Below are 22348 nucleotides of genomic sequence, written 5' to 3' on the forward strand. Positions count from 1 at the left end.
ATCAAGGCTGCCGATCCGGTAACATTCGGGTTCGACTTCCCGATCACAGACCACGAATTTTGGCACAAACCGGCGTAAAAGTAATGAAGGGCCTGGGCCTGGCCTGCGCGACCCTCGTCCTGGCACTGCCCCTGGCGGCGGCGGCCCAGGGCTGGGAGTACCGCGTGCGCATCAACGCCCCGCGCGCGCTGGAAACCCTGCTGGAGGACAACCTGGACCTGGTGCGCTTCCGCAGCAACCCGCGCATGGACCGCGACCAGCTGCAGCGCATGCTGCGCGCGGCGCCGGAGCAGGTCAAGACGCTGGTGGCGACGGCCGGCTACTACACGCCGGCGGTCAATATCAGCCTGGACGAAAGCGGCACGCCGACCGTGACCCTGGACGTGCAGCCGGGCGATCCGGTGCTGGTGGGCGAAGTGACGATCGACCTGGCCGGCTTCGCCTCGACGCCCGCCGCCCCCTTCGACCAGCAGGCGCTGAAGGCGAGCTGGGGCCTGCCGGCGGGCGCCGTGTTCCGCCAGGATGAATGGGAAAAAGCCAAGCGCGACATCCTGCGCGCCGTGGTGCAGACGCGCTATCCGCGCGCGCAGTTGACGGCCAGCGAGGCCGTGGTCGATCCGGAGACGCGGCGCGCGCTGCTGCATATCACGCTCGATAGCGGGCCGGAGATGCGCTTCGGCGAACTGAAGGTGGAGGGCTTGCGGCGCTATCCGGAATCGGTGGTGAGCAACCTGAACCCGGTCAAGCCGGGCGACTACTACAGCGAGGCGGCGCTGCAGGCCTTCCAGGGCAAGCTGCAGGAAACCGGCTACTTCGCCAACGTGGAGGTGAGCGCCGACCTGTCGGCGGTGCTGGACGAGCAGATCGCGGCGGCGGAAGGCAAGGCCCAGGGCGCGCCGCAGCCGGCCACCATGCCGCCTTTGCCGCTGCTGGTGCGGGTGGTGGAGAACAAGCGCAAGAACGCCAGCGTGGGTATCGGCTTCAGCACCAATACCGGGGCGCGCGCGTCCGGCACCTACGACGACCTGAGCGTGTTCGGCCTGAAAATGAAAAGCGCGCTGACGCTGGAGACCAAACGCCAGTCGGCGCGCAGCGACTTCTACTTCCCCACCACGGCGGACGGCTACAACGACAGCTTCGGCGCGGTGGTCGAGCGCAAGGATATCGAGGGCGAGATCACGCGCACCGCCTTGGTGGCGGCCAAGCGCGCCTGGGGCACGCCGCTGCTGGAGCGCAGCATCTCGATCGAGTACCTGAACGAGCGCAAGACCGTGAACCGCGTGCTGTCCACGCACAGCCAGTCCCTGCCGATCACCTATGCCGCTACCTGGCGCAAGGTGGACAACCTGGTGTTCCCGACCAAGGGCTATGTGGTCAACGCCACCCTGGGCGGGGCGCTGCTGCCGGTGCTGACCGATGAAAAATTCATCCGCGCCACCGCACGCGGCATCACCTACCGGCCTTTGAGCACCAAATCCACCGTCATCCTGCGCGCGGAAATCGGCGCGCTGGCCTCGGCCAGCCAGTCCGGCGTGCCGACCACCTACCTGTTCCGCGCCGGCGGCGACAACTCGGTGCGCGGCTATGCCTACCAGGAGCTGGGCGTGCAGCAGGGCGACGCCACCGTGGGCGGGCGCTACCTGGTCACCGGCAGCGCCGAATACCAGTACTGGTTCAAGCCGACCTGGGGCGCGGCAGTGTTCTACGACGCCGGCAATGCCGGCAACTCGGTCAGCGGCCTGGCGCCCAAATCGGGCTACGGCGTGGGCGCGCGCTACAAGAGTCCCGTCGGGCCGATCAACGTCGACATCGCGTACGGCCACGCCATCCGCAAGGCGCGCGTGCACTTTTCGCTGGGGTTCACCTTCTGATGGATACGCCGCACGCTGCACCAAGCCCGCCCGCCGCGCCGCGCCGCAAATGGCTGCGCCGCACCCTGCTCGGCGGCGGCGTCACGCTGGCCGTGCTGGGCGGCGCCGTCTGGCTGCTGGGCCGCGAAACCACCTTGCAGCAGATCGTGGCGCAAGTCGCGCGCGCCAGCGGCGGGCAGATCACCATCAGCGGCGTCAGCGGATCGCTGTACGGCCGCATGCACATCGGCCGCCTGGTGTACCGCGACGAATCGAGCGTGCTGACCGCGGAGCGGATCGACATCAACTGGTCGCCGCTGCAGTACTTCAGCGAAGGCGTCGCGATCAGCGAACTGCACGTCGCGCACCTTGAATCGCGCAGCACCGGGCCCGCCAAGCCGGCACAGATGCCGGCCAGCATCGCCCCGCCCTTCCGCCTGCGCATTGCCGACGGCCGCATCGCCGCCCTGGCCATGGTCGGCAACGACGGCAGCCGCACCGAACTGCACGCCATCAAACTGCAATTGCAGGGCGACGGCCAGCGCTGGCAGTTGAAAGACGCCAGCGCCGAAACGCCGGTCGGCGCCATCGCCGCCAGCGCCGAGATCTCCACCGCCCGCCCATATAAGCTCAGCGCCACCGCCGCCCTCGCCCCCATGCCGCCCGCCGCCGGCAGCGCCACGGCCGTCGCACCCGCGCCAAAGGCCCGCCCGGCCCTGGACGCAAGCGCCATCCAGCGCAGCGCAACGCGGCTCGAGCTGGTGGCCGGCGGCGACCTGGCGCAATTGAAGCTGGACGTCAAAGGCACCTCCAGCTACGCCAACGGCGACGGCACCCTGGTGCTGGCACCCTTCGACGCCATTCCCCTGCGCAGCATGCGCCTGCAAGCGCGCGGCATCGACCCCGCCCGCTTCGACCCCGCCTGGCCGCAAGCCGCCCTCGACCTCGTGCTGGAAAGCGCCATCACCGGCGACAAACTGTCCGGCCAACTGGCGCTCACCAACCGCAGCACGCCCGGCCCGCTCGACCAGCACCAGCTGCCCCTGCGCAGCGCCGCCGCCCGCCTGGGCGGAACGCTCAACAACGCCGTGCTTAACGGCGTGCTGCTCGACCTCGGCCAAGCCGGCAAATTCAGCGGCAGCGGCGCCCTGCAGCGCGCCGCCAAGGACGGCGCCAGCGACCACGCCAGCCTGCGCCTGCACACCGACCGCCTCGACCTGCGCGGCCTGCACAGCGCCACCGCCAGCACCGCGATCGCCGGCGACATCAGCGCTGAAAGCCAAGGCAAACAGCACACCCTGCGCGCCGCGCTGGGCGAAGGCAAGCTACGCCTGGACCTGCACGCCACCCTGCAAGACCTGTTGCTCACCGTACACCAGGCCCGCCTGCAAGCCGGCCAGGGCAGCATGAGCGCCAGCGCCCAGGCCAGCCTGAAAGACGACAAGGCGTTCACCGCCAGGGCCACCGTGCAACGCTTCGACCCGGCCGTGCTGGGCGCCTTCCCCAGCGCCGACCTGAATGCCGACCTGCAGGCCAGCGGCAAGCTGGCCCCGCACTGGCGCGCGCAAGCCGAAGCCACGGTGCGGCCCAGCACCCTGCTCGGCCACCCGCTCAGCGGCAGCATCAAGCTGACCGCCGATGAACAGCACCTGACCGGCATCGACGCCCGCCTCGCCTTCGCCCGCAACAACGCCAGCGCGCGCGGCGCATTCGGCGCAGCCCAAGACAAGCTCGCGTGGCAGCTCGACGCCCCTCAACTGGCCGCCCTCGCCGCGCCCCTGCAAGGCAGCGCCAGCGCCAGCGGCACCCTGAGCGGCGGCTATGGCGCCCCGCGCACCAGCTTCAGCGCCGAAGCGCGCGGCCTGGCCTACCAGGCGCCGGGCGGCAACGGCGCTAGCGCCGCCCGCAGCGACAGCGTCATCCGCGCCAGCGGCGAAGCAGCGCTGACCGGCACCCGCGAAGTCAAACTGGCAGGCAGCGCCGCCCGCCTCAACCCCGCCAGCTTCGGCGCCCCCGTGGCCGGCAATGTCAACGCCGACTTCAGCGCCACCGTGCGCGCCGGCGCCGACTGGCTGGCCCACGCCGACCTGCGCCTGCAAGCCGCATCCACCCTCGGCAGCGCCGCCCTGAGCGGCCACGCCCGCATCAGCGCCAGCCCGGGGCAAGTGCAAGACAGCGACATCGACCTGCGCCTCGGCCCCAACCAGCTGCAGGCCAAAGGCGCCTTCGGCAAGCCGCAAGACCGCATCGACTGGAAGCTCGACGCCCCGCAGCTCGCGGTGCTGGGGCGCGACTGGTCCGGCAGCCTGCGCGCCAACGGCTACGCCAGCGGCGCCGGCAAGGACGCGGCAGCGGCCCTGCCAACGCTCGGCCTCACGCTCGACGGCGTCCGCCTGCGCCTGCCCGGCCAGCGCGAAGTCGCCAGCATCAAAGGCAGCGCCACCATCGGCACCGCCCTGCGCGAAGACGACCCGCTGCAAGCCGACTTGGCGCTCACCGGCTTCAGCGCCCCCGGCATCCTGCTCGACCGCCTGCGCCTGCAAGCCAGCGGCAGCGCCGGCAGCCACGCCATCCAGCTGACCGCCGCCAATCCCGACTTCGACGCCAGCACCCGCCTGCGCGGCAGCCTCGCCGGCGACAGCTGGAATGGCAGCATCGACGCCTTGCAAAACAAAGGCCGCTTCGCCCTCACCCTGCAAGCCCCCGCCACGCTGCGCGTGGCCGGCCGCCCCGGACAAGGCGTCGCCGGCCTGGCCAGCCCCGAACAGATCGCCCTGGGCAGCGCCACCATCGCCATGCCCGAAGGCAGCCTGCGCATCGACACCCTGGCCAAGAACGGCCAACGCTGGCGCAGCAAAGGCAGCGCCGCCGGCGTCAACGCCAGCTACCTGGCCCAGCTCTCCGACACCTGGCGCAGCAACGTCGCCAGCAGCATGACGCTGGGCGCCGACTGGTCCTTCGACCTCGCCGCCCCCGCCGCCAAAGGCGCCGCGCCCGCGCTGGACGGCTCGCTGCACGTGTTCCGCGAAAAAGGCGACATCACCATCACCGGCGGCGAACGCCCGGCCCCGCTCGGCCTGCGCCTGCTGGACGCCCGCCTGACGGTGGCCGGCGACCAGCTGCGCACCCAGCTCGACCTGGCCGGCGACCGCGCCGGCAACGCCCGCCTGGAAGCCAGCGCCCAGTTGCGCGACGGCCGCATTCCCGCCGACAGCCCGCTCACCTTCGGCGCCAGCGCCAGCCTGCCCTCCATCGCCTGGCTCTCGCCCCTGCTCGGCGTGCAAGGCATGCAGCTGGACGGCGCACTGCGCGCCAGCGCCGCCGGCCGCGGCACCATCGCCAACCCGCTGCTGGACGGCGAAGTCGTCGGCGAAGGCCTGGTCATAAACTGGGCCGAGCAAGGCATCCGCCTGCGCAACGGCGCGCTGCAAGCCAAGGTCGCCGGCGACCAGCTGCAGCTGCAAAAGCTGCGCTTCGACGGCGCCGACGGCAATGTGCAGGCCGACGGCTGGCTGCGCCTGGCCAAAGGCGAAGTGTCGATGGACCTGAAACTGGCCGCCAACAAGCTGGAAGTATTCAACCGCCCCGACCGCACCCTGATCGTCAGCGGCAACAGCACCCTGGTGCGCGACGCCAAGCGCTTCGAACTCGAAGGCAAATTCAAAGCGCACCGCGCCAGCATCGAACTGCCATCGCTCGACAGCCCCACCATCAGCGAAGACGTGGTGATCCTCGGCCGCGACAAGCCGAAAGCCGCCGCCGCCAGCGGCCAGCCCCTCAGCATCGACCTGGAAGCCGACCTGGGCGACGACTTCACCCTGCGCGGCAAAGGCCTGGACGCCCAGCTGGCCGGCACCGTGCGCGTGCGCATGACCGAACGGCGCGCCCCGCGCGTCAACGGCAGCATCCACGTCACCAGCGGCACCTACGCCGCCTACGGCCAGCGCCTGGCGATCGAACGCGGCGTGCTGAATTTCACCGGCGCCTACGACAACCCCGGCCTGAATATCCGCGCCGTGCGCAAGCGCCCGGAAGGCGACGAACTGAACGAACACAATGTGGAAGCCGGTGTCGAAGTGCGCGGCACCGCGCTCGCCCCGTCGGCCAAGCTGGTCTCCACGCCCTCCGTTCCGGACAGTGAAAAGCTGGCCTGGCTGGTGCTCGGCCACGGCACGGCCGACATGGCCGGCAATGAAATGGGCCTGCTCGGCACCGCCGCCGGCGCCCTGCTGGGCGGCACGGGCGGCCCCAGCCTGGCCAACCGCGTCGGCCTGGACGAACTGGGCGTAAGCCAGGCCAAAGGGCTGGAAAGCACCGTCGTCACGGTCGGCAAAAAGCTCTCCTCGCGCGCCTACCTCAGTTTCGAACAAGGCGCCGGCAGCGCCACCAGCCTGGTCAAGCTGCGCTACAAGATCAACTCACGCATCTCCCTGCAGTTGCAGACCGGCACCAACAACGCGCTAGACGTGCTTTACAGCTGGGCCTTCGACTGACCGGGCGGCCTTAATTCGGGATTGTGGTCCGGCACCGGCTCATCCTGCGGGACCGGCTGGTGCGGACTATGCGGATGCACCGGCTCGGGGTGCGGCTGCGACTCATCGACCGGCACCGGCAGGTCGGGCGCGCGATGGGCGTGGATACGGTGTTTTTCCATGGCTGGAACTCCCAAAAGCGAGAACACGGAAGACTATTCTACGCCTGCGGTTAAAATCCTTCTTTTTCCAGAATTGCGCGCGCCATGCCACTGACTGTCACCACCGTCGTCCTGCTCATCCTCGTCCCCGTGCTGATCTGGCGCATTTACACCCGCCTGAAGATGGTATTCCAGCGCCAGGAATCGGTGGCCTGGCGCCACTGGGTGGGCGCAGCCGGCTTACCGCTGCTGCTGCTGACTGCCGCGCAATCGATGTTGAACAACCTGCCCGCACTGTCGCTGATGGCCGGCGGCGTGCTGGCCGGCGCCTGGCTCGCCACGATCGCGCTGAAGAAGACCCGCTTCGAAAACACCGGCCTCAAGCTCTACTTCACGCCACCGAGCCGCACCGGCATCCTGGTGTGCATGCTGTTTGCCGCCCGCGCCTTGCAGATTGGCGTCGAGTTCTACATCAACCGCCAATCCGAGCACCCGCAGCTCATCAACTCCACCGCCGTGATGCAGCACCCGCTGACGGTGATCCCGTTCGGCCTCATGCTCGGCTACCTCGCCACCTACTCCATCGGCCTGCTCCGCTGGCGCCAAAGCCAACATCGGGGTCAGGTCTGACAATCGGACACTAACCGCGCACTTTTGATTTTTCTCAACACGCCCGCTTTGGCCCATCGCCTCAGCGGGCGTTTCGTTTATCCAGCGCATGCTTTGAGAAAAGTCAAAAGTGCGGCGACTGTGTCCGAATGTCAGACTTGACCCCGAATTTTGGCGAGGGACTGGCGCACTGAGGGGTAGCGGAAGGTGAAGCCGGTGGCGAGCAGGCGGGCGGGGGCGATGGCGGCGCCTTCCAGCAGCAGGTCGGCTTGCTCGCCCAGCAGCAGGCGTACCGGCCAGGCGGGTGTCGGCAGCAGGCAGGGGCGGCGCAGCTGGGCGGCGGCGCTGCGGGCGAATGCCAGCTGCGTGGGGTGCTCGGGGGCGGTGAAGTTCCAGGCGCCGTCGGCTGCGGCGCCAAGGCGCCACACGTGCGCCAAGCCGCGCAGCAGGTCGTCGATGTCGATCCAGGAGCTGCGCTGCCTGCCGCTGCCCATCCGTCCGCCCAGCCCGAGCTGGAACGGCAGCAGCATCATCGGCAGCGCGCCGCCTTGTCCGAACACGAGGCCGAATCGCGCCAGCGCCACCGGGACGCCCGCCGTGCGGGCGCGCGCGGCTTCGGCTTCCCATTCCTGGCATAAGCGGGACATGAAGCGCTCTTGCGGCGGGCTGCTTTCGTCCAGCACCTGTTCGCTCTCTTGCGGCTGGATGCCGTAGTAGCCGATGGCGGAGGCGGAGATCAACAGCCGCGGCTTGCGCTCCGCCCTGGCAATCCAGTCCACCACGCCCTTGGTCAGGCCGGCGCGGCTGCGGCGCAGTACGGCCTTGCGTTGCGCGCTCCAGCGCCAGCCGAGGATGCGCGCGCCGGCCAGGTTGATGACGACGTCAATGTGCTCTGTTGGCGGCATTTCTTCCATGCTGCCGATCGCGCGCACCGTGCCGTTGAATTCCCAGGCGGCTTTCTTCGGTTCGCGCGAGAGGACGATGACCTGGTGCCCGCTGGCGCGCAGCAGCGGTACCAGGGCGCGGCCGATAAAGCCGGTGGCGCCGGTGACCAGCACGGTCTGCGGCGCGCCGTCGAAGCGGGCGTCGGGCATGGCGGGGGCCGGCGTCTGGCGCGCGGCCAGGGCGTCGCGGATACCCGATGCGAATACGCCAATGCCGCAGGCGGCCAGGAATACGCTGAGCCACCCTTGCGGCGCGTAGCGGAAGCCGCTCGGTGCGGCCAGCCATTCGGGAGAGGCCAACAGCAGCAGGCAGATGAAGGCGCCGCCGTTGATGGCGAGGACCGTGTGCGTGACGCGCTCGGTGGCCGGCAGCAGGCGGGTCTGGTCTTCCACCACAAAATCCCATAGCGTGAGGACGATCTCGACCCCGAACAGGGCGATCAGCACGACCGCCCAGGCGCCCTGCCATACCCAGGCCGACAGGCCGACGAACAGCACGCCGTAAATCATGGCGCGCAGTGCGTGGATGGCGAGTTCGCGCCGTGCGCTGGCGCGCTGCGGCAGCGCTTCCGTCAGCTCGTGGTGGTAGAGGGTATCGAAGGCGCCAAGGCAGCCCTGGAAGGCCATCAGCTGCAGTGCGAGCAAGTGGGTGTTCATGCGGCCTCCTTTTCTGCCGCGCACTTTTCCTGGAACACGCCGGCTTGCACAAACGTGGTGCCGAACAGGAGGTGGCGGATTTCAATGCGGATGTTGAAGCGGTTGGGCGCCTCGTTGCAGTGGCGCAGGTAGGTCTTGCCGGGCGTGAGCACGCCGGGCAGTGGGATGCGCCAGCCCAGCATGTCCCAGAAGTAGCCGTCGCTGGTGAAGTGCAGGTTGCCGTCGGCCACGTGCAGCTTGAGCTTCATGCCGAGGCCAAGGCCGACGTACTCCAGCACTTCGCCGCTTTCGCTTTCCGCCATATAAGAGGTGAAGCGGATCGGCTTGCGGCCGTTCAGCATGTAGATGCGCTGCTTGTAGATGTGCGCCGATCCGGGCTTGCCGTACACCTGGATGTCGACCGGGAAGCCGCTGTCGTCGTACGGTATCAGGGCGCCCTGGATGAAAGGCTTGCTGATGAAGCCGATCAGCTTGCCGATGCGCGAGGCGCGCAGTTCGCTCAGGCGGCCGTCGTACAACAGCGCCTGGCCGGGCCGCGGGTTCTTGGCGAAGCGGCGCTGGATGTCGGGATGCAGCTTGCCCCATTCCGGCCCGAGGACCTTGCGGAACAATTCGCCTTCACCGGCCGTGGGCCCGGCCTGCGATGCCCCGGCGGCGGCGCGCCGGTCCAGCACGTAGAGCCGCCACACGGCCGGCAGCAGCAGTGCCAGGGTGGCGAGGTCGAGCCACACGTTGGGCCACACTTCGGCGCGCAGCGAGACCATGATGTCCTGCGGCCCCCACAGCAGCAGGCCGGCGCCGATCCACAGCCAGGCCGCCGGTTCGCGCCGGGTATCGCCGAACCACACCAGCGCCAGCATCCATAGGCCGACGCACTGGATGGTCGGGCCGAACAGCGCCAGCCACCAGGCTTGGCGCGCGTGCTGTGCCTCGGGGCCGAGCACGGCGTGGTACCAGTCCAGCGCGGGCGCGGCGGCGACCCAGGGCAGCGCCAGCCCCACCGCCAGGTGCAGCACGGCGCTGGCATACAGCCAGCGCAGCAGCCATTTACGTTCCATGACGGCCTCCGAGCGAGGTGGGGCAGGTGTTGGCGTCGCACTGGCTGGCGCCGGCGTCCAGCCGCAGCCAGCGCGAAATGCGGTAGCGGTTGCGGGCAAAGCTGCGGTAGGCGGCGGCCAGCATCGGCTGCAGCAGGCGCACCCGCAGCGGCCACACCAGCCAGGGCCGGCCGGCCACGGTATAGGCCGCGAGGATGGCGTCGGTGCCGACCAGCATGGCGCCATCGGCGCGCCGCCCGTGCAGTTCGCGGTTCATGGCCGCCAGCGTGGCGCCCAGCGGCGCGGGGTCGAATCCTGGCTGGGCAATATCGACGAAAGCCAGGCGTCCGGCACCGTCCCACTGCGCCAACCGCGCCATCTCGCGGCGGCAGAACGGGCAGGCGCTATCGAAGTACAACGTCAACTCAGCCACTGGTTTGCTCCTTGTTTTCAAAATACAACACAACGTGAACTACTTTAAGCGGCGCCTTAACACTCTGCGAACCCGCTTTCAGGCTGTAGCAGAATGAATAATTGATGAATTATACTAATTTTCATTTATTTCTGTCGTTACAGAAATTAAAGACCATATTTGATAAGATGTCAAATGCCTAAAGGTCGTGTATTCTGAGATACCAGAAAATGATTGCCATGAGGAAATATTCTTATGACGACTTACAATAAGACCGACAAGGGTCGAGAAGAAATCGCTGCGCGCACGTTCGGGCTGCAGTCGCGCATGCGTACGCTGTTGGTGATGATTGACGGCCGCCATCCAATGGAGGCTTTACTCCCGAAAGTAACCGGCCTTGGCTTGGACGCCAGCGCCGTGGCGGAGCTGTTGGCGCAAGGTTTCATCGAGGAAGGCGAAGCCCTGCCGCAGCCGCCTGTGCTGCCGACCGAGCAGGAGCTTGCCTCGCAGTATGCGCAGGCGCGCGCCTTCTATGAGCGCACCATCGAACCGACGCTGGGTTTGCGCGGGCAGGTGCTGCAAGCCAAGCTGGAAGCGGCGGCGACGCTGGAGGATCTGAAGGCGATGCGGATCACCTTCTTCGAAATGGTGAACCGCATCCGGGGACGGCCAGTGGCGCTGGCCCTGAAGAAGGAGCTCGACGCCATCCTCGGCGCCTGCTCCAAAGAAGCCGCCTGAGGGGCGGCTGCTACATCAAGCTGCGGCGGCCTGGCGCCGCTGCAGCACGAAGATCGGCTGCGCCCACTGGGTGTCCTTCTTCTTCTTGCTCGTGATGAGCGTCAAATCGGAAGGATCGTAGACGTCCGTGTTGTGGGTCAGCGGCGTCGTCATCAGGTACTGGGCGTCGGTGTTCTTCAGGAACTCGCCGACCAGCTGGATGTTGCGGATATCCAGGTGGGCGAACGGTTCGTCGATGAACACGAAGCCGCCGGAGCCGTCTTCCGACTTCAGCAAACCAATCAGCAGCACCAGCGATTTCATCACCTGCTGGCCGCCCGACGCTTCGCCGTCGTTCATGCCGATGGCGCCCTTGCCGTCAAACTTGAAGCGTACCTGCAGGCCGGCTTGCGACAGCAGCAAATCGTCGTTCTCCAGCTTGACCGGTTCCACGTGCACGTCGATGTTGGCCAGCGCGCCCAGTTCCTTGATATTCGCGGAGTAGGTCTTGATGGTGTAGCGCAGTCGCTCGATGTAGGCGCCGCGCGCATTGGCGGTGGCTTCGATCGCGCGGTTGTTCTGGTAGCGGCGTTCTTCGGTTTCGCTCTTGCGGTTCGACAGCTGCTCGTTCAGGCGCGCAAACTGGTCGATCACGGTGGCATCGAGTTCCCAGTCGTCGCGCGCCAGTTGCGATTGCAGGCTGGCGATGCGCAGGTCGACCTGGTGCGCGTTCTGGTGTTGCTGCACCAGGGCCTGGCGGCGCGCCGGACGGCGCCAGGCGCCGGGCAGGTGACGCCACTGGCGGCGCAGCGCCAGCATGGCGCGCGCGTGGTCGGAGCGCTGCTCCATCTGGCGCTTGAAGTTCAGGCGCAGGCCGGCTTCGGCTTCGGACAGCGCCATGCGCGCGCTTTGCCATGCGGTGTCGGCCTTGGTGCGGGCCACGGTGGCGTTCTTCATCAGGCCTTGCAGTTCGCCCAGGCGCGAGCCCACTTCCAGGCGCTCGGCGCGCAGCGGCACGGCGGAGCGCGCGGCTTCGTCGAATTCCTCGGTGCGGGCGCTTAGTTCCTTCACGGCGTCAACGCCGGCCAGGCGGGTCTTCAGCGCGGAAGTTTCGGAGGCCAGCTTGGAAATCTGCAGGGTGTACTTGTCTTCCTCGGCTTCCAGCGACGGCAGGTTCTTCTGGATCGCATCCATGCGCGAGGTCTTGCCGGCGGCGCCGAAGCGGTAGCGCGAGGCTTCCACGAACAGCGAGCGGCCGCCGCGGCGTTCCTTGTGGTAGGCCTCCGGCGTGATCCATTCTTCGATGTTGCCGAGCTTGGCGCCCTCTTCCACCGATTCCACGCGGGTGATGCGCGACAACTGGTCGATCAGCCACTCCGGCGCCAGGCCGCTGAACTTGACCACCGACAGCAGGCTTTGGTTCTTCGGCTCGTGCGCCTTGACGCAGTCGTTCACGATGAAGTGGCGATAGCGTTCCTTCTCCGCCAGGCGGTAGGCGGCGGAGGCGTCGGACGAGCGCTCCAGCAGCACCACCGAGGCATAGCCGCCCAGCACACCTTCCACTGCGCCCTGCCATTTCGGATCGGTCACTTCGACGATGTCCGACAGCATGGCGTGCGGGATGCCGGCGTCGTTCAGGGCGCGGCGCATGGCGCGCACATTGTCCGGCTCCGGCATGGCGCTCTTGCCTTGCAGGGCGTTGATGGTGGCCTTGTCCTGGGCGATGCGGTGGGAGACGGCGTCGCGCTGCGAACGCAGCTTCAGCAACGCGGATTCCTTCTCTTCCAGCTCGGCGGCGGCATCGGCCACGTCGGCGCCCGATTCAGCGGCCAGCTTTTGCAGGCGCGCCTTCTGTTCGGCCAGCGATTCCAGCGGCTTGAGTTTGCTGTTGATGTGGTTCAGGCGCGAGGTGAGCGCGGTCTGCTCCTGCTCCAGCAGGGTTTCCTGCTGCTGCGAGTCCTGCAGCGCCTTGGCTTGCTTGGCCACCTCATTGCGCTTGTCGGCCAGCTGCTGGTCGGCTTGCGCCAGCGGCTTGCGCGCTTCGCGCAGCTGCTTGCTGATGTTGCCCGCCTTCTCGCGCGCCTCGTGGTACTCCAGCGACGGCAGCACTTCTTCCTGCAGGTTGCGGCGTTCCTTGTGCAGCGTTTCCCACTGGTGGTAGTTGGCCACGCGCAGGCGCAGGCCTTCCAGGTTGGTCTTGGAGCCTTCCAGTTCGGCTTCGAAGCGCTTCAGCTCCTCTTCCGTGTCGCGCTGGTGGCGCTTGGCTTCGTCGTAGGCGTCCAGCACTTCCTTGTCGCCGAACACCTGGAACACCAGGTCCAGCAACTGGCGCGGCGCGTATTCGCACAGCTTGTCGGTTTCGCCCTGCTCCAGCGCCAGCACTTTGGACATGGCCTGCGACAGGCCGGCGTTGGCCAGGCGCTTGCGGTAGTTCTCCACGCCCAGCCAGTCGTTGGCTTCGGTGACTTCTTCGATGTCCACGTTCCCGGGACGCATCAGGTACTGGCGCTTCCAGTCGCCGCCGTTCTTCTCGACCTTGCAGAACAGGGTCACTTCGTCTTCGGCGAAGAAGCCGCTGGAACGGAACGGGCGGTTCGACAGCTGCTTGCCTTGCGGCTTGTTGTCCACCACGGCGCGCAGCCAGGCGGTCTGCTGGCCGCTGTGGCGCGCGTAGTGCTTGTAGGTGCGGCCCATCGAACAATCGAGGCCGAACAGGGTGCGCAGCGCGTCCAGCAAGGTGGTCTTGCCGGAGCCGTTCTGGCCCGCGATGGTGATGATCTTGGCATCCAGCGGAATGTTCTTGATGCGCTGCCAATAGTCCCAGTGGACCAGCTCAAGGGATTTGATTTGGAACATCGATTATTCTTCCGTTGGGGTTTCTTCGTTGGCAGCCGGTGCCGGCTCGGCGTCGTTGGCGGCGGCCAGCACGGCGCGCGGGATGTGCACGATCTGCGCCGGCGCGCGCTTGAACACTTCGGCCAGGGCGCCGTTGATGATGCGCTCTTTCAGCAGGTCGGTGTCCATCAGCAGGTCCAGCAGCGGGCCTTCGACGACGATGTCGCCGCGGCGCTCGATGAATCCGAGCTTGCCCAGGATGCCGAGGTTCATGTCCATGCGGGTCTTCTTACCCAGCTTATCGCCGAAGTCGGCCAGCAGCGCCTTGTAGGGGATGCCGATCGAAGTGTCTTCCGCGCGCGGCACCGATTTCTCGCTGCCGAACATATCGTTCTGGTCGTCGTCGGCGTGCTGGTGGGTTTCCTGGCGCTCGCGCTTGGGCAGGATGATCAGCGCCCACAGCACGACCAGCAGGGCCACGCCGTCGCGCGCCAGGCCGAAATTATTGTTTTGCCAGGTGTCCTTGGCGCCGAACACCTTCGGTTCGATGGCGCGCTGCAGGGCCAGGGTCACGTGGTCGGCATAGACGTTATCCAGCAGCTTCATGCCGCAGGCGGCCAGGCGGGCGTCGACTTCGGCGCGGAAATGCTCGTCCGACAGCGCGCGCTTGACCATCTTGTCGTCGCGGCGCAGGGTCTGATGCGCCATCAGGCGCGCAATCAGGATTTGGGAATCATCACTCATCTGGCTTGCCGCTTTCTTTCTTGTCTAGTTCGAGGGTGAGCGCGGCCAGGGAGATGGCGGCGATCTCGAGGTCGGGCAGCTGCACCATTTCATCCTGCGGCGCGAAACGGATCGGCAGGCGCGCCAGGTCGGCGGTGGTGCCCTGCATCGAGGCTTCGGCCTCGTCGCCCAGCAGCGGCAGCATGGAGGCGCGGTAGGAGGCCAGCGCGAAGGAGGCCGGCAGCAGCGCCTCGTGCACTTTCACCTCGCGCGGCGAGCCTTCGGCCACGGCCGGGAAGTTGTTCAGCTGCGCAAAGTCGGACAGGCGCGCCAGCCAGTCGTCCAGCTCGCGCTGCATGGCCGGGCTGTCGTTGATCGTGGTCGGGGCATCCTGGCCGGCAGGCAGGCCATTGACAAGGGCGTTCGGTCGTTCGGTCATCAATTCTGTTTCGGCGACGTCGATCATTTCGGCCGGGGTGATGAACAGCGGTTTCACCGGCTGGTCGATCGCGTCTTCCGCCAGCGAAGCCAGGTCCTCATGGGCCAGCAGCCAGCGTTTGATATCGGTGGTGGACAGGCCGGATTGGCCCAGGTGCACGCGCTGGCGCTCGATCTGGTTCAGCGCGCGCGAGAACATGCCCTGCATGTTCAGCAGCTGCGACTGGGCCCGGCCGATCGCCTGCGCGGCGCGATGGGTGGCGCTGTCCGCGTTTTCATCGGAGGTAATGGCACGCAGGATCTCGGAGCCCTTCTCGACCCAATCGCAGGCCTGGTGCCATTTGGCCTGCGACTCGCGCAGGCGGAATTCGGAACCGGACGCGATGGCGTCGCGGAATTCGTCGGTCAAATCGACCAGGCGGCCCAGCAGGTGCTGCAGCTGCTCGGTGGTGACCCCGCCCACCGCTTGCGCGCCGGCCACCTGCGACAGCAGGAAGCCCATTTCGGCGTCGTCTTCCGGCGCGGCCAGGGCCAGCAGGCTGTCGATCGCGGCCAGCACATTGCGCGCCATCGGCGTCACGCGGTAGACGGCTTGCTGCGCATCCCAGGCCAGCAGGCCGTTGGTGCGCAGGCGGTTCAGCACGGTTTCCAGGCTTTCCGGCAACAGGTAGGCCAGGCGCGTGTTGATATCCGCCCGCGAAAACGCGGACGAAGTTGTCTCATTAGCAAGTTCGCGCAGAACCAGCAGGCGCACCAGCACCCCCTCGAAACCGCCGTGGAACAGTGCCGTAAACACCTGCAGCAGCGGTTGGGCGCGCTTCAGGTGGTACACCTGCTCGATCTCGTCGGCGGAAATGTGGGGCTGGAAGTGGGCCTGCAGGGCATCCTGCTGCTCTTGCTCAGTCGGGTTGGTGTCGGCCAGGGCCGCACTTGCCATTAAGTCAATCATTACACTCCATCAACATGCACCGGAAGTTGCCAAATAAATGGGGACGTACCCCATTTAGGAGATTCATTTAAATGGGGTACGTCCCCATTTATTTGGCAACTTTCGGCTGGGGCGTCAGTATAACAGGCGGGGTGTGGCTATTTGCGGTTGACTTTCTCCAAGACTTGCTCAAAGGAATCACCATTCTCTTCCTTGAAGCGGATGCGGGCGGGGTACCAGTCGAGGCCGGGGGCCAGCCAGAGGTCGACTTGCTGCTCGTGGCTGCCGACCGGCTTGCGGCTGAAGTGCAGCACCTTGGGGTTGCCCAGGGCTTCGCTCTCCATGGTTTCGCTGCCGACCACGCGGAAGGTCCAGACGTCGGCGTCGCGCCGGCCGGCGACCAGGAAGCTCCATTCGCTGCCGGGCTTGAATTTGTCGGGCGCGGCGCGCGCCAAGGCGGCCAGCTGCCAGGTCACGCTGCTGCGGTCCTGCTCGCCGCCCCGGATGGCGGGGCTGGTTTTGCCGTCTTCGAACTGGATGCGCTGGGCCTGGCGGTCGAAGCGGGTGGTGGTGGGTTCTTTGCGGATGCGCTTTTCATAATAGCTGGCCGGGGCCAGGCCGAAGTCGTCGTGCGCGCCCTCGCTGCGGTGCTCCAGGACCTTGCCGAACAGGCCGGAGCGCGCTTCCGTCAGCAGGGTGTATTTGCCGTCGGCCTGGCGCCAGCTGATGGTGCCGGTGCCGAACAGGGGGATGCCGTGGTTGCTGCCGCGGACCGCGTAGGTCAGCTCAGCCGATGGCGGCAGATTGGTGGCGCGCTTGGCGACCGGGTAGTCGGCGCCGGCCGCACTGGCGGCGATCAGGGCCAGGGTGATGCTGGTCAGAACTCTGCGCATGGCGTGACTTCCTTACTTGGTGATGCGGGTGACAATTTGGGTGGTGATGCCGCCGTTGGCTTCCGTGTTGCGGATCTGTACCGGGTACCAGTCCAGGCTGGGGGCGATCCAGATTTCCAGCTTGGCGTTGTAGCTGCCCGGGCGCGGCGGGCGCACGATGTGCCAGGTCACCAGCTTGCCCATCTTCGTTTCCACTTCGGCTTCGCCGACCAGCTGGAAGCGGTAGATCTGCGCCTTGCGGTCTTCGCCGACCAGGATGTCGATGTCCTGGCCGTACTGGTTGGCGTCGGCGCGGCCGATGCCGGCCAGCTGGAACAGGATCGAGGCCCGGTCCTGGGCGCCGGACAGCAGGGGCACCGTGTGGTCGCTGGCGGAGAAGGTGATCTTTTGCTCCTGCTGGTTGAAGTGGGTGGCGGTGGCCGAGCGGTTGCGCAGCTTTTGCGTGAATTTCGCCGGCGCCAGGCCGTAGTCGTCGATCACGCCTTCGCTGCCCACTTCCATCAGGTTGAAGCGGGCCACCAGCAGGCTGATGCCGACTTCCTGCTGCACCTGGTAGCGCATGCCGTCCTGCTGCCAGCTGATGCTGCCCGAGCCGCTCCAGTTGGTGCCGTCGGGGTCTTTGCGCCGCACCTCCAGTTCCAGCCTGGCGGAGGGCGGCAGTTCGACTTTCCAGCGCCGGGTGCTGGTGGGGCCTTCCTGCTGCACCGCGGATTCTACGTCGGCCGGCGCCGGGCCAGCGCCCGCTTGGCTGGCCGCCATGGGTTCGGCCGGAGGCGCGGCGGCCGGCAGCGGCTCGGGCGGCGCCGGTTCGGCGGGCACCGGGACGGGCTCCGCCACCGGCGGCGCGGGACGCGGCTTGCGCGGCTTGGCCTTGGGCGCGGCGGCGGGAGCGGTTTCGGCGACGGCTGCCGGCACGGCGGCGGGCGGCGGCGCCTGGCGCAATTCGGCGTTGATGATGCCCTGGGCCGGTTCGCGCCGCTGCTCGCTGGCGCCAATGCGGCCGCCGACCCAGCTGATCGTCAGGAAGTGCAGCGCCACGGTGGCGGCGCCTACGGCAAGGATGCGGCGGCGGTGGCGGGGCGGGAGAACAATCGTCATGGCCCTAGTTTAACGTGCCGGTCTGTCATTTCGCTGACACGCCCTGCAATGGCATAATTTGCCGGATATTTTATCAAGGAGCCTGGATGTCCCTTTTGCGCCAACGTGGCCATGCCGATTCCGGCAAGGTCGGCATGGTTGAACTCTTCTTCGACCTGGTGTTCGTGTTTGCTGTGACCCAGCTGTCCCATACGCTGCTGAAAAAGCCCGATGCGCAGGGCGCGCTGCAAACCGGCCTGCTTTTCATGGCGACATGGTGGGTGTGGATCTATACGGTGTGGGCCACCAACTGGTTCGACCCGGAGAAAAAGCAGGTGCGCGCCGCCCTCTTCGCCTTGCTGCTGGCGGGCTTGCTGATGTCGGTCTCGATCCCGCGCGCCTTCACGGACCTGGGCTGGCTGTTCGGCGCCGCCATCGTGCTGCAGCAGGTGGGGCGCACGGTGGCCATGCTGGCGGCCAGCCGCGGCGACAACCCTGCCCTGCGCCGCAACTTCCTGCGCATGACGGTGTGGCTGGCGGCCAGCGGTTCGCTGTGGGTGGCCGGCGGTCTGGCCGCGCCGGAGTCGCGCATGGCGTGGTGGCTGGCGGCGCTGGCGGTCGACCTGGCGGCGCCCATGCTGCTCTATTATGTGCCGGGCCTGCAGCGCTCCACCCTGGCCGACTGGAATGTGGACGGCGGCCACATGGCCGAACGCTGCGCGCTGTTCATCATCATCGCGCTGGGCGAATCGCTGCTGGTCACCGGCGCCACCTTTGCCGACCTGGCCATGGACGCGGCCACGGTCGGCGCTTTCCTGCTGGCGGTGCTGGGCACCATCCTGATGTGGTGGCTGTACTTCGAGCATGGCCTGGAGCAGGGCCACCACCGCATGGTGCATTCCGATGCGCCGGGCCGGCATGCGCGCAACAGCTATACCTACCTGCATATTCCGATCGTGGCCGGCATCATCGTCGGGGCGGTGGGCGATGAGCTGGTGCTGAGCCATCCGCACCATGGCAGCCCGGCGGCGCTGGCGGCCATCATCGGCGGTCCCTTGCTGTTCCTGTGCGGGACCGCGCTGTTCAAGTGGCTGGCGCAGACGCGCGCGCTGCCGCCGCTGTCGCACCTGATGGGCGTGGTCCTGCTGCTGGTGCTGGCGGCGCTGGCCGTGCCGCTGCACCTGTCGCCGCTGCTGGCGGCCGGCCTCACGGTGCTGGTGCTGTTGTTCGTTGCTGTGTGGGAGAGCTGTGTGCTACGCTAGCCGGATACCAACCGGAGACCCCCTATGACCACCCCACACATGCCCAACATTCCCGGCGCTGCAGTGATGACGGATACGCTGGACTTCGTCAAATCCCTGTGGGGCAGCATGGGGGTGCCGGGCATCAGCATTCCCGGCATCGCCGCGCCGACCTTGTCGGTCGATGAGCTGGACAAAAAGATCAGTGAGCTGAAGGCCGTCGAGTCCTGGCTCAATCTCAACGCCACCATGCTGCGTTCGAGCATCCAGGCGCTGGAAGTGCAGCGCGGCACCATCGCGGCGCTGAAGTCGATGGGCCAGTCGCTGGCCGCCGCCGTGCAGCAGGCGCCGCACAACGATCCGTTCGCGCACCTGGACAAGCCGAAGCCGCCCAAGCCGGCCGAGGCGCCGGCCCCGGTGCCGGAAGCGAAGCCGGCCGCCGAAGCCAAACCGGCGGCCGACGCCGCCAGCGCCGCCAGCCAGATGGCCAACCCGGCCGCCTGGTGGAACCTGCTGCAGGAGCAGTTCACCCAGGCCGTGACTTCGGCCATGGCGACCGAGCCGGTCGCCAAAGCGCCGGCAGCGGCCAGCGCGCCCGCCGCCAAGAACGGCGCGGCGCACGACGCCAGCAAGCCTGCCGCCAAACCGGCAGCACGCAAACCCGCGGCCAAGCGCGCCCCGAAGGCGCCCAAGCCTTAATTCAGTTTTTGGATGCGGATGGCTTCGATCAGGCCATCCTCGTCCCGCTGGACTTTCATGATATTGATCAGGCCCTCGTCCTCCAGGGCCTTGGCGGAATCGTGCGCCGCCTGGAACGACTCCAGGGTGTCGCCCTTGGCGCTGACTGGACGGATCCAGGCCGCTCCCCCCACCTTCATCTTGTTATAGACCTCTTTGGCGATATCGCGCATGGATCACTCCTCGTCGTGGTCAACTTTCAGGGCGGCCTTCAATTCGGTTTCGATTTCCTCCGCCGACATCCGGCCCGGCATCAATTTCTGCAACTGCTCGATCAACTGCGCAAAACGCTGCTGGCCCGGGGCGATGCGGTCCACGTGCATCAGCACATCGTTTGCTTCCGTCATCAGGGCTTCGTCGTAGCCCTTGGCCTGCATGTGGGAGATCAGGATCTGCGCGGAGTTGAACAGGATACGCATATTGTCCGGCAGGTTTTTGCGCGCTTCGCGCATCCAGGCCACCGCTTCCGGCAGCTTGTTGGTCTTCCATAGCAGCACGCCCTTGTTCATCATCTCGGCCGCTTCCTTGCGCGCGGTCTGGATCAGGGCGGCGCCTTCATCGCCCATGCGCGCCTTGTCGAAGATGCGCTGCACCTCGTCGTGCAGGATGATGTTGTCGTCGTTGTTGCGCACCACGTAGCACAGCAGCTCGACCGGCGCGTCCTTGACGCCGACGGCGAACAGCAGGGTGGCCATTTCCAGGCAGGTCGGCGTGTCAGGGCGTTCGCGCTCGCCAGTCAGCATCTGTTCCAGCTCGTCGCCGGATTTGCGCGCGCGCCGGTAGTCGCCGCTCTCGTGGTAGACCAGGCCTTCGGTGATCTTGGAGCGCAGTTCGATCATGCTGCCGGAAAAGTCGCGCTGGGCGGCGGCCAGCAGCAGCAAGGCTTCCTTCGAATCGTTCTTCTGCCCCAGCACGCGCGCCAGGCCGAAGTAGGCGTCCACCGTCTTCATGATCGAGTATTCGCCCACCTGCAGGCATTTGCGGAACGCTTTTTCCGCCAGCCCGATATTACCCAGCTTGAGCGCGGTGGCGCCCAGCGCGCGCTGGCGCGGCACGGAGTTGGGCGAGAGCTTGGCGGCGCGTTCCAGCACGTCGCACGATTCCTGCAGGCGGCCCATATTCTGCAGCGAGCGCGCCAGCTGGTCGTAAGCGTCCAGGTAGAAGCGGTTTTCGGCGATCACGCCCTGGAACATCTGGCGCGCGGCTTCGTTGTCGCCGTTGGCCATGCGGATCTTGCCGACGCCGGTGCGCGCCCAGTTGAAGTCGCGCTCCTGCAGCACTTTCTCGTACACGGCGCGCGCCTGCTCCGTCTCGCCCGCCTTCAGCAGCAAGGTGGCGCGCATGCGCAGCAGGTCCACCTCGTGCAGCTTGTTGCGGGCGGCGGCGGCTTCGCACAGCTTGGCGGCGCGCAGGTAGTCCTTTTCCAGGTAAGCCTGGTCGATCTCCTGGAAGATCTGCTTTTTCTGCCAGGCGCGGTTCAGGCGCGTCAGCAGCACGCCTTCGGTGATCGGCTTGATGATGTAGGCGTCGGGCTGGTGCTCGGCGGCGCCCATCACCGCTTCCACGCTCTTCTCAGCCGAGACCATCAGCCATACGCAGCTGGGCATCAGCAGGCCGCGGATGCGCGCTTCCTCCAGCACGTGCTGGCCGCTCTTGCCTTCGCCCAGGTTGAAGTCGCACAGGATCACGTCGTACTGGATGCGGGTCAGCAGGCCGATTGCCTCGCCCCCGCTCGAGGCCTGGTCGATGTGGCGCGCGCCCAGGCTGCGCAGGGCTTCGCGCAGCAACTGGCGCACGCCGACGAAGTCATCGACGATCAGGTAGCGCTTCTCGGCCCAGTTGACGCCCGATGCTTTGTCCGGCGCCGGACTGACCGGCGTGGTGACGGCGGGCGCGTTCATGGCAGGCGCAGGATGAAGCAGCCGCCGCCCAGCGTACCGCCGTTTTCCAGCGCGATGCTGCCCTGGCGCTGGCGGTGCTTGTGCGATTTGGCGACTTCGCTGGCGAAGTACAGGCCAAGGCCGCTGCTATTGGTCAGGAAGTTGATGCCCTGCCCCACCACCTGGCCCGCCTGCAGCATGGCGGGCGGGAAGCCGGCGCCGTTGTCCTCCACCCGCACTTCCATGAAGCCGTCCTGCTCGCGGATGCTGAGCGCCACCTGGTCGCGCGTGTAGCGCACGGCGTTGTTGATGGCGTGGGCCAGCAGGCCAAGCACCAGGTCTTCGTCCAGGGTCCAGATCAGGTCCAGCGGGAATTCGGTGCTAAGGCGGATGCCTTTCGATTGCAGCAGTACGCGCTGCTGGGCTGCCAACTGGTCCACCAACTCACTGACTTGCACCGGCGTCGGGTCGAACGGGTAATTCGGGCGGCCGACTTCCTTGTAGAGCGCTAGCAGCTGGATCAGGTGGTCGTTCAGGCGCTTGGTCTGGTACAGCATTTGCGCCATCTGCGGGTAGGCCGGATTGTCTTGCGCGCTATCCCCGGCCTGCACAAGCAGGTGCTCCAGCGTGCCAGTCAGCACGCTGATGGAATTCTTCATGTCGTGCACCGTGGAGGCGAGGAACATGAACAGCTCTGGCGAGCCGGCGCGGTCTTCCATGGATTCTCCAGCCGTTG

The 22348-nt window shown here is 67.1% G+C and carries 18 protein-coding genes; 6 read left to right on the plus strand and 12 right to left on the minus strand.

The window, feature by feature from the left end; translation table 11 throughout:
- The first annotated feature begins 83 nt into the window (after positions 1 to 83).
- Positions 84 to 1871, plus strand: coding sequence for an autotransporter assembly complex protein TamA (locus tag GTP41_RS11375; protein WP_161025703.1), 1788 nt, complete (start codon positions 84 to 86; stop codon positions 1869 to 1871).
- Positions 1871 to 6343: a translocation/assembly module TamB domain-containing protein gene (locus GTP41_RS11380; protein WP_161025704.1), complete on the plus strand. Its 4473-nt coding sequence runs from the start codon at positions 1871 to 1873 to the stop codon at positions 6341 to 6343. Before GTP41_RS11375 ends, GTP41_RS11380 begins: the two co-directional genes overlap by 1 nt.
- Here GTP41_RS11380 and GTP41_RS11385 read toward each other — a convergent pair.
- Positions 6322 to 6504 (minus strand): hypothetical protein, encoded by a 183-nt coding sequence (locus GTP41_RS11385; RefSeq protein ID WP_161025705.1) that lies wholly within the window; start codon positions 6502 to 6504, stop codon positions 6322 to 6324. The two genes, GTP41_RS11380 and GTP41_RS11385, sit on opposite strands and share 22 nt — an antisense overlap.
- 84 nt (positions 6505 to 6588) lie before the next feature.
- Here GTP41_RS11385 and GTP41_RS11390 point away from each other — a divergent pair, with 84 nt between their 5' ends.
- A complete protein-coding gene (locus tag GTP41_RS11390) occupies positions 6589 to 7113 on the plus strand; it encodes a CcdC protein domain-containing protein (protein ID WP_161025706.1) in 525 nt (174 codons plus the stop codon).
- A gap of 131 nt (positions 7114 to 7244) precedes the next feature.
- On the opposite strand, the gene GTP41_RS11395 is transcribed toward GTP41_RS11390, so the two are convergent.
- Genes GTP41_RS11395 through GTP41_RS27140 form a run of 3 tightly spaced genes read right to left on the minus strand, consistent with a single transcriptional unit; the run spans position 7245 to position 10163 of the window.
- A complete protein-coding gene (locus GTP41_RS11395) occupies positions 7245 to 8693 on the minus strand; it encodes a TIGR01777 family oxidoreductase (RefSeq protein ID WP_161025707.1) in 1449 nt (482 codons plus the stop codon).
- The gene (locus tag GTP41_RS27810) at positions 8690 to 9751 is read right to left on the minus strand and encodes a DUF4166 domain-containing protein (RefSeq protein WP_308700850.1); all 1062 of its coding nucleotides are present in this window, start codon (positions 9749 to 9751) and stop codon (positions 8690 to 8692) included. The genes GTP41_RS11395 and GTP41_RS27810 overlap by 4 nt, the downstream gene beginning before the upstream one ends.
- A complete protein-coding gene (locus GTP41_RS27140) occupies positions 9741 to 10163 on the minus strand; it encodes a thiol-disulfide oxidoreductase DCC family protein (RefSeq protein WP_202419719.1) in 423 nt (140 codons plus the stop codon). Before GTP41_RS27140 ends, GTP41_RS27810 begins: the two co-directional genes overlap by 11 nt.
- Before the next feature lie 234 nt (positions 10164 to 10397).
- Between GTP41_RS27140 and GTP41_RS11405 the strand changes: the two genes are divergently transcribed.
- Positions 10398 to 10880, plus strand: coding sequence for a hypothetical protein (locus tag GTP41_RS11405; protein ID WP_161025708.1), 483 nt, complete (start codon positions 10398 to 10400; stop codon positions 10878 to 10880).
- A gap of 15 nt (positions 10881 to 10895) precedes the next feature.
- On the opposite strand, the gene GTP41_RS11410 is transcribed toward GTP41_RS11405, so the two are convergent.
- The 5 genes from GTP41_RS11410 to GTP41_RS11430 form a co-directional block, all read right to left on the minus strand.
- A complete protein-coding gene (locus tag GTP41_RS11410) occupies positions 10896 to 13715 on the minus strand; it encodes an ATP-binding protein (protein ID WP_161025709.1) in 2820 nt (939 codons plus the stop codon).
- A 3-nt stretch (positions 13716 to 13718) separates the two neighbouring features.
- Complete coding sequence (locus GTP41_RS11415) at positions 13719 to 14438, minus strand: hypothetical protein (RefSeq protein WP_161025710.1); 720 nt, start codon at positions 14436 to 14438, stop codon at positions 13719 to 13721.
- On the minus strand, positions 14431 to 15804 hold the full coding sequence (locus GTP41_RS11420; RefSeq protein WP_202419702.1) for a hypothetical protein: 1374 nt from the start codon (positions 15802 to 15804) through the stop codon (positions 14431 to 14433). Before GTP41_RS11420 ends, GTP41_RS11415 begins: the two co-directional genes overlap by 8 nt.
- Before the next feature lie 137 nt (positions 15805 to 15941).
- Positions 15942 to 16676 (minus strand): DUF3108 domain-containing protein, encoded by a 735-nt coding sequence (locus tag GTP41_RS11425; protein ID WP_161025711.1) that lies wholly within the window; start codon positions 16674 to 16676, stop codon positions 15942 to 15944.
- 12 nt (positions 16677 to 16688) lie between these two features.
- Positions 16689 to 17774, minus strand: coding sequence for a DUF3108 domain-containing protein (locus tag GTP41_RS11430; protein ID WP_161025712.1), 1086 nt, complete (start codon positions 17772 to 17774; stop codon positions 16689 to 16691).
- Between the two features lie 86 nt (positions 17775 to 17860).
- Between GTP41_RS11430 and GTP41_RS11435 the strand changes: the two genes are divergently transcribed.
- The gene (locus GTP41_RS11435) at positions 17861 to 19015 is read left to right on the plus strand and encodes a low temperature requirement protein A (RefSeq protein ID WP_202419703.1); all 1155 of its coding nucleotides are present in this window, start codon (positions 17861 to 17863) and stop codon (positions 19013 to 19015) included.
- A gap of 24 nt (positions 19016 to 19039) precedes the next feature.
- Positions 19040 to 19693, plus strand: coding sequence for a PhaM family polyhydroxyalkanoate granule multifunctional regulatory protein (locus GTP41_RS11440; RefSeq protein WP_202419704.1), 654 nt, complete (start codon positions 19040 to 19042; stop codon positions 19691 to 19693).
- Here GTP41_RS11440 and GTP41_RS11445 read toward each other — a convergent pair.
- The 3 genes from GTP41_RS11445 to GTP41_RS11455 are packed head-to-tail and all read right to left on the minus strand — an operon-like array spanning position 19690 to position 22331.
- Positions 19690 to 19905, minus strand: a complete 216-nt coding sequence (locus GTP41_RS11445; RefSeq protein ID WP_161025713.1) for a hypothetical protein — start codon at positions 19903 to 19905, stop codon at positions 19690 to 19692. The genes GTP41_RS11440 and GTP41_RS11445 overlap by 4 nt on opposite strands.
- Before the next feature lie 3 nt (positions 19906 to 19908).
- The gene (locus GTP41_RS11450) at positions 19909 to 21633 is read right to left on the minus strand and encodes a tetratricopeptide repeat-containing response regulator (RefSeq protein WP_161025714.1); all 1725 of its coding nucleotides are present in this window, start codon (positions 21631 to 21633) and stop codon (positions 19909 to 19911) included.
- Positions 21630 to 22331, minus strand: a complete 702-nt coding sequence (locus GTP41_RS11455; RefSeq protein ID WP_161025715.1) for a sensor histidine kinase — start codon at positions 22329 to 22331, stop codon at positions 21630 to 21632. Before GTP41_RS11455 ends, GTP41_RS11450 begins: the two co-directional genes overlap by 4 nt.
- Positions 22332 to 22348: the final 17 nt, after the last annotated feature.

Source organism: Pseudoduganella guangdongensis (assembly GCF_009857475.1).
GTDB classification, from domain to species: domain Bacteria; phylum Pseudomonadota; class Gammaproteobacteria; order Burkholderiales; family Burkholderiaceae_D; genus Rugamonas; species Rugamonas guangdongensis.

Excerpts from the sequence above, each read along its gene's own strand:
- GTP41_RS11430 (WP_161025712.1), bottom strand. The coding sequence starts at position 17,774 with ATGACGATTGTTCTCCCGCCCCGCCACCGCCGCCGCATCCTTGCCGTA.
- GTP41_RS11415 (WP_161025710.1), bottom strand. The coding sequence starts at position 14,438 with ATGAGTGATGATTCCCAAATCCTGATTGCGCGCCTGATGGCGCATCAG.
- GTP41_RS27810 (WP_308700850.1), bottom strand. The coding sequence starts at position 9,751 with ATGGAACGTAAATGGCTGCTGCGCTGGCTGTATGCCAGCGCCGTGCTG.
- GTP41_RS11375 (WP_161025703.1), top strand. The coding sequence starts at position 84 with ATGAAGGGCCTGGGCCTGGCCTGCGCGACCCTCGTCCTGGCACTGCCC.
- GTP41_RS11445 (WP_161025713.1), bottom strand. The coding sequence starts at position 19,905 with ATGCGCGATATCGCCAAAGAGGTCTATAACAAGATGAAGGTGGGGGGA.
- GTP41_RS11450 (WP_161025714.1), bottom strand. The coding sequence starts at position 21,633 with ATGAACGCGCCCGCCGTCACCACGCCGGTCAGTCCGGCGCCGGACAAA.
- GTP41_RS11435 (WP_202419703.1), top strand. The coding sequence starts at position 17,861 with ATGTCCCTTTTGCGCCAACGTGGCCATGCCGATTCCGGCAAGGTCGGC.
- GTP41_RS11405 (WP_161025708.1), top strand. The coding sequence starts at position 10,398 with ATGACGACTTACAATAAGACCGACAAGGGTCGAGAAGAAATCGCTGCG.
- GTP41_RS11440 (WP_202419704.1), top strand. The coding sequence starts at position 19,040 with ATGACCACCCCACACATGCCCAACATTCCCGGCGCTGCAGTGATGACG.
- GTP41_RS11420 (WP_202419702.1), bottom strand. The coding sequence starts at position 15,804 with ATGATTGACTTAATGGCAAGTGCGGCCCTGGCCGACACCAACCCGACT.
- GTP41_RS11410 (WP_161025709.1), bottom strand. The coding sequence starts at position 13,715 with ATGTTCCAAATCAAATCCCTTGAGCTGGTCCACTGGGACTATTGGCAG.
- GTP41_RS11395 (WP_161025707.1), bottom strand. The coding sequence starts at position 8,693 with ATGAACACCCACTTGCTCGCACTGCAGCTGATGGCCTTCCAGGGCTGC.
- GTP41_RS11380 (WP_161025704.1), top strand. The coding sequence starts at position 1,871 with ATGGATACGCCGCACGCTGCACCAAGCCCGCCCGCCGCGCCGCGCCGC.
- GTP41_RS11390 (WP_161025706.1), top strand. The coding sequence starts at position 6,589 with ATGCCACTGACTGTCACCACCGTCGTCCTGCTCATCCTCGTCCCCGTG.
- GTP41_RS11455 (WP_161025715.1), bottom strand. The coding sequence starts at position 22,331 with ATGGAAGACCGCGCCGGCTCGCCAGAGCTGTTCATGTTCCTCGCCTCC.
- GTP41_RS11385 (WP_161025705.1), bottom strand. The coding sequence starts at position 6,504 with ATGGAAAAACACCGTATCCACGCCCATCGCGCGCCCGACCTGCCGGTG.
- GTP41_RS11425 (WP_161025711.1), bottom strand. The coding sequence starts at position 16,676 with ATGCGCAGAGTTCTGACCAGCATCACCCTGGCCCTGATCGCCGCCAGT.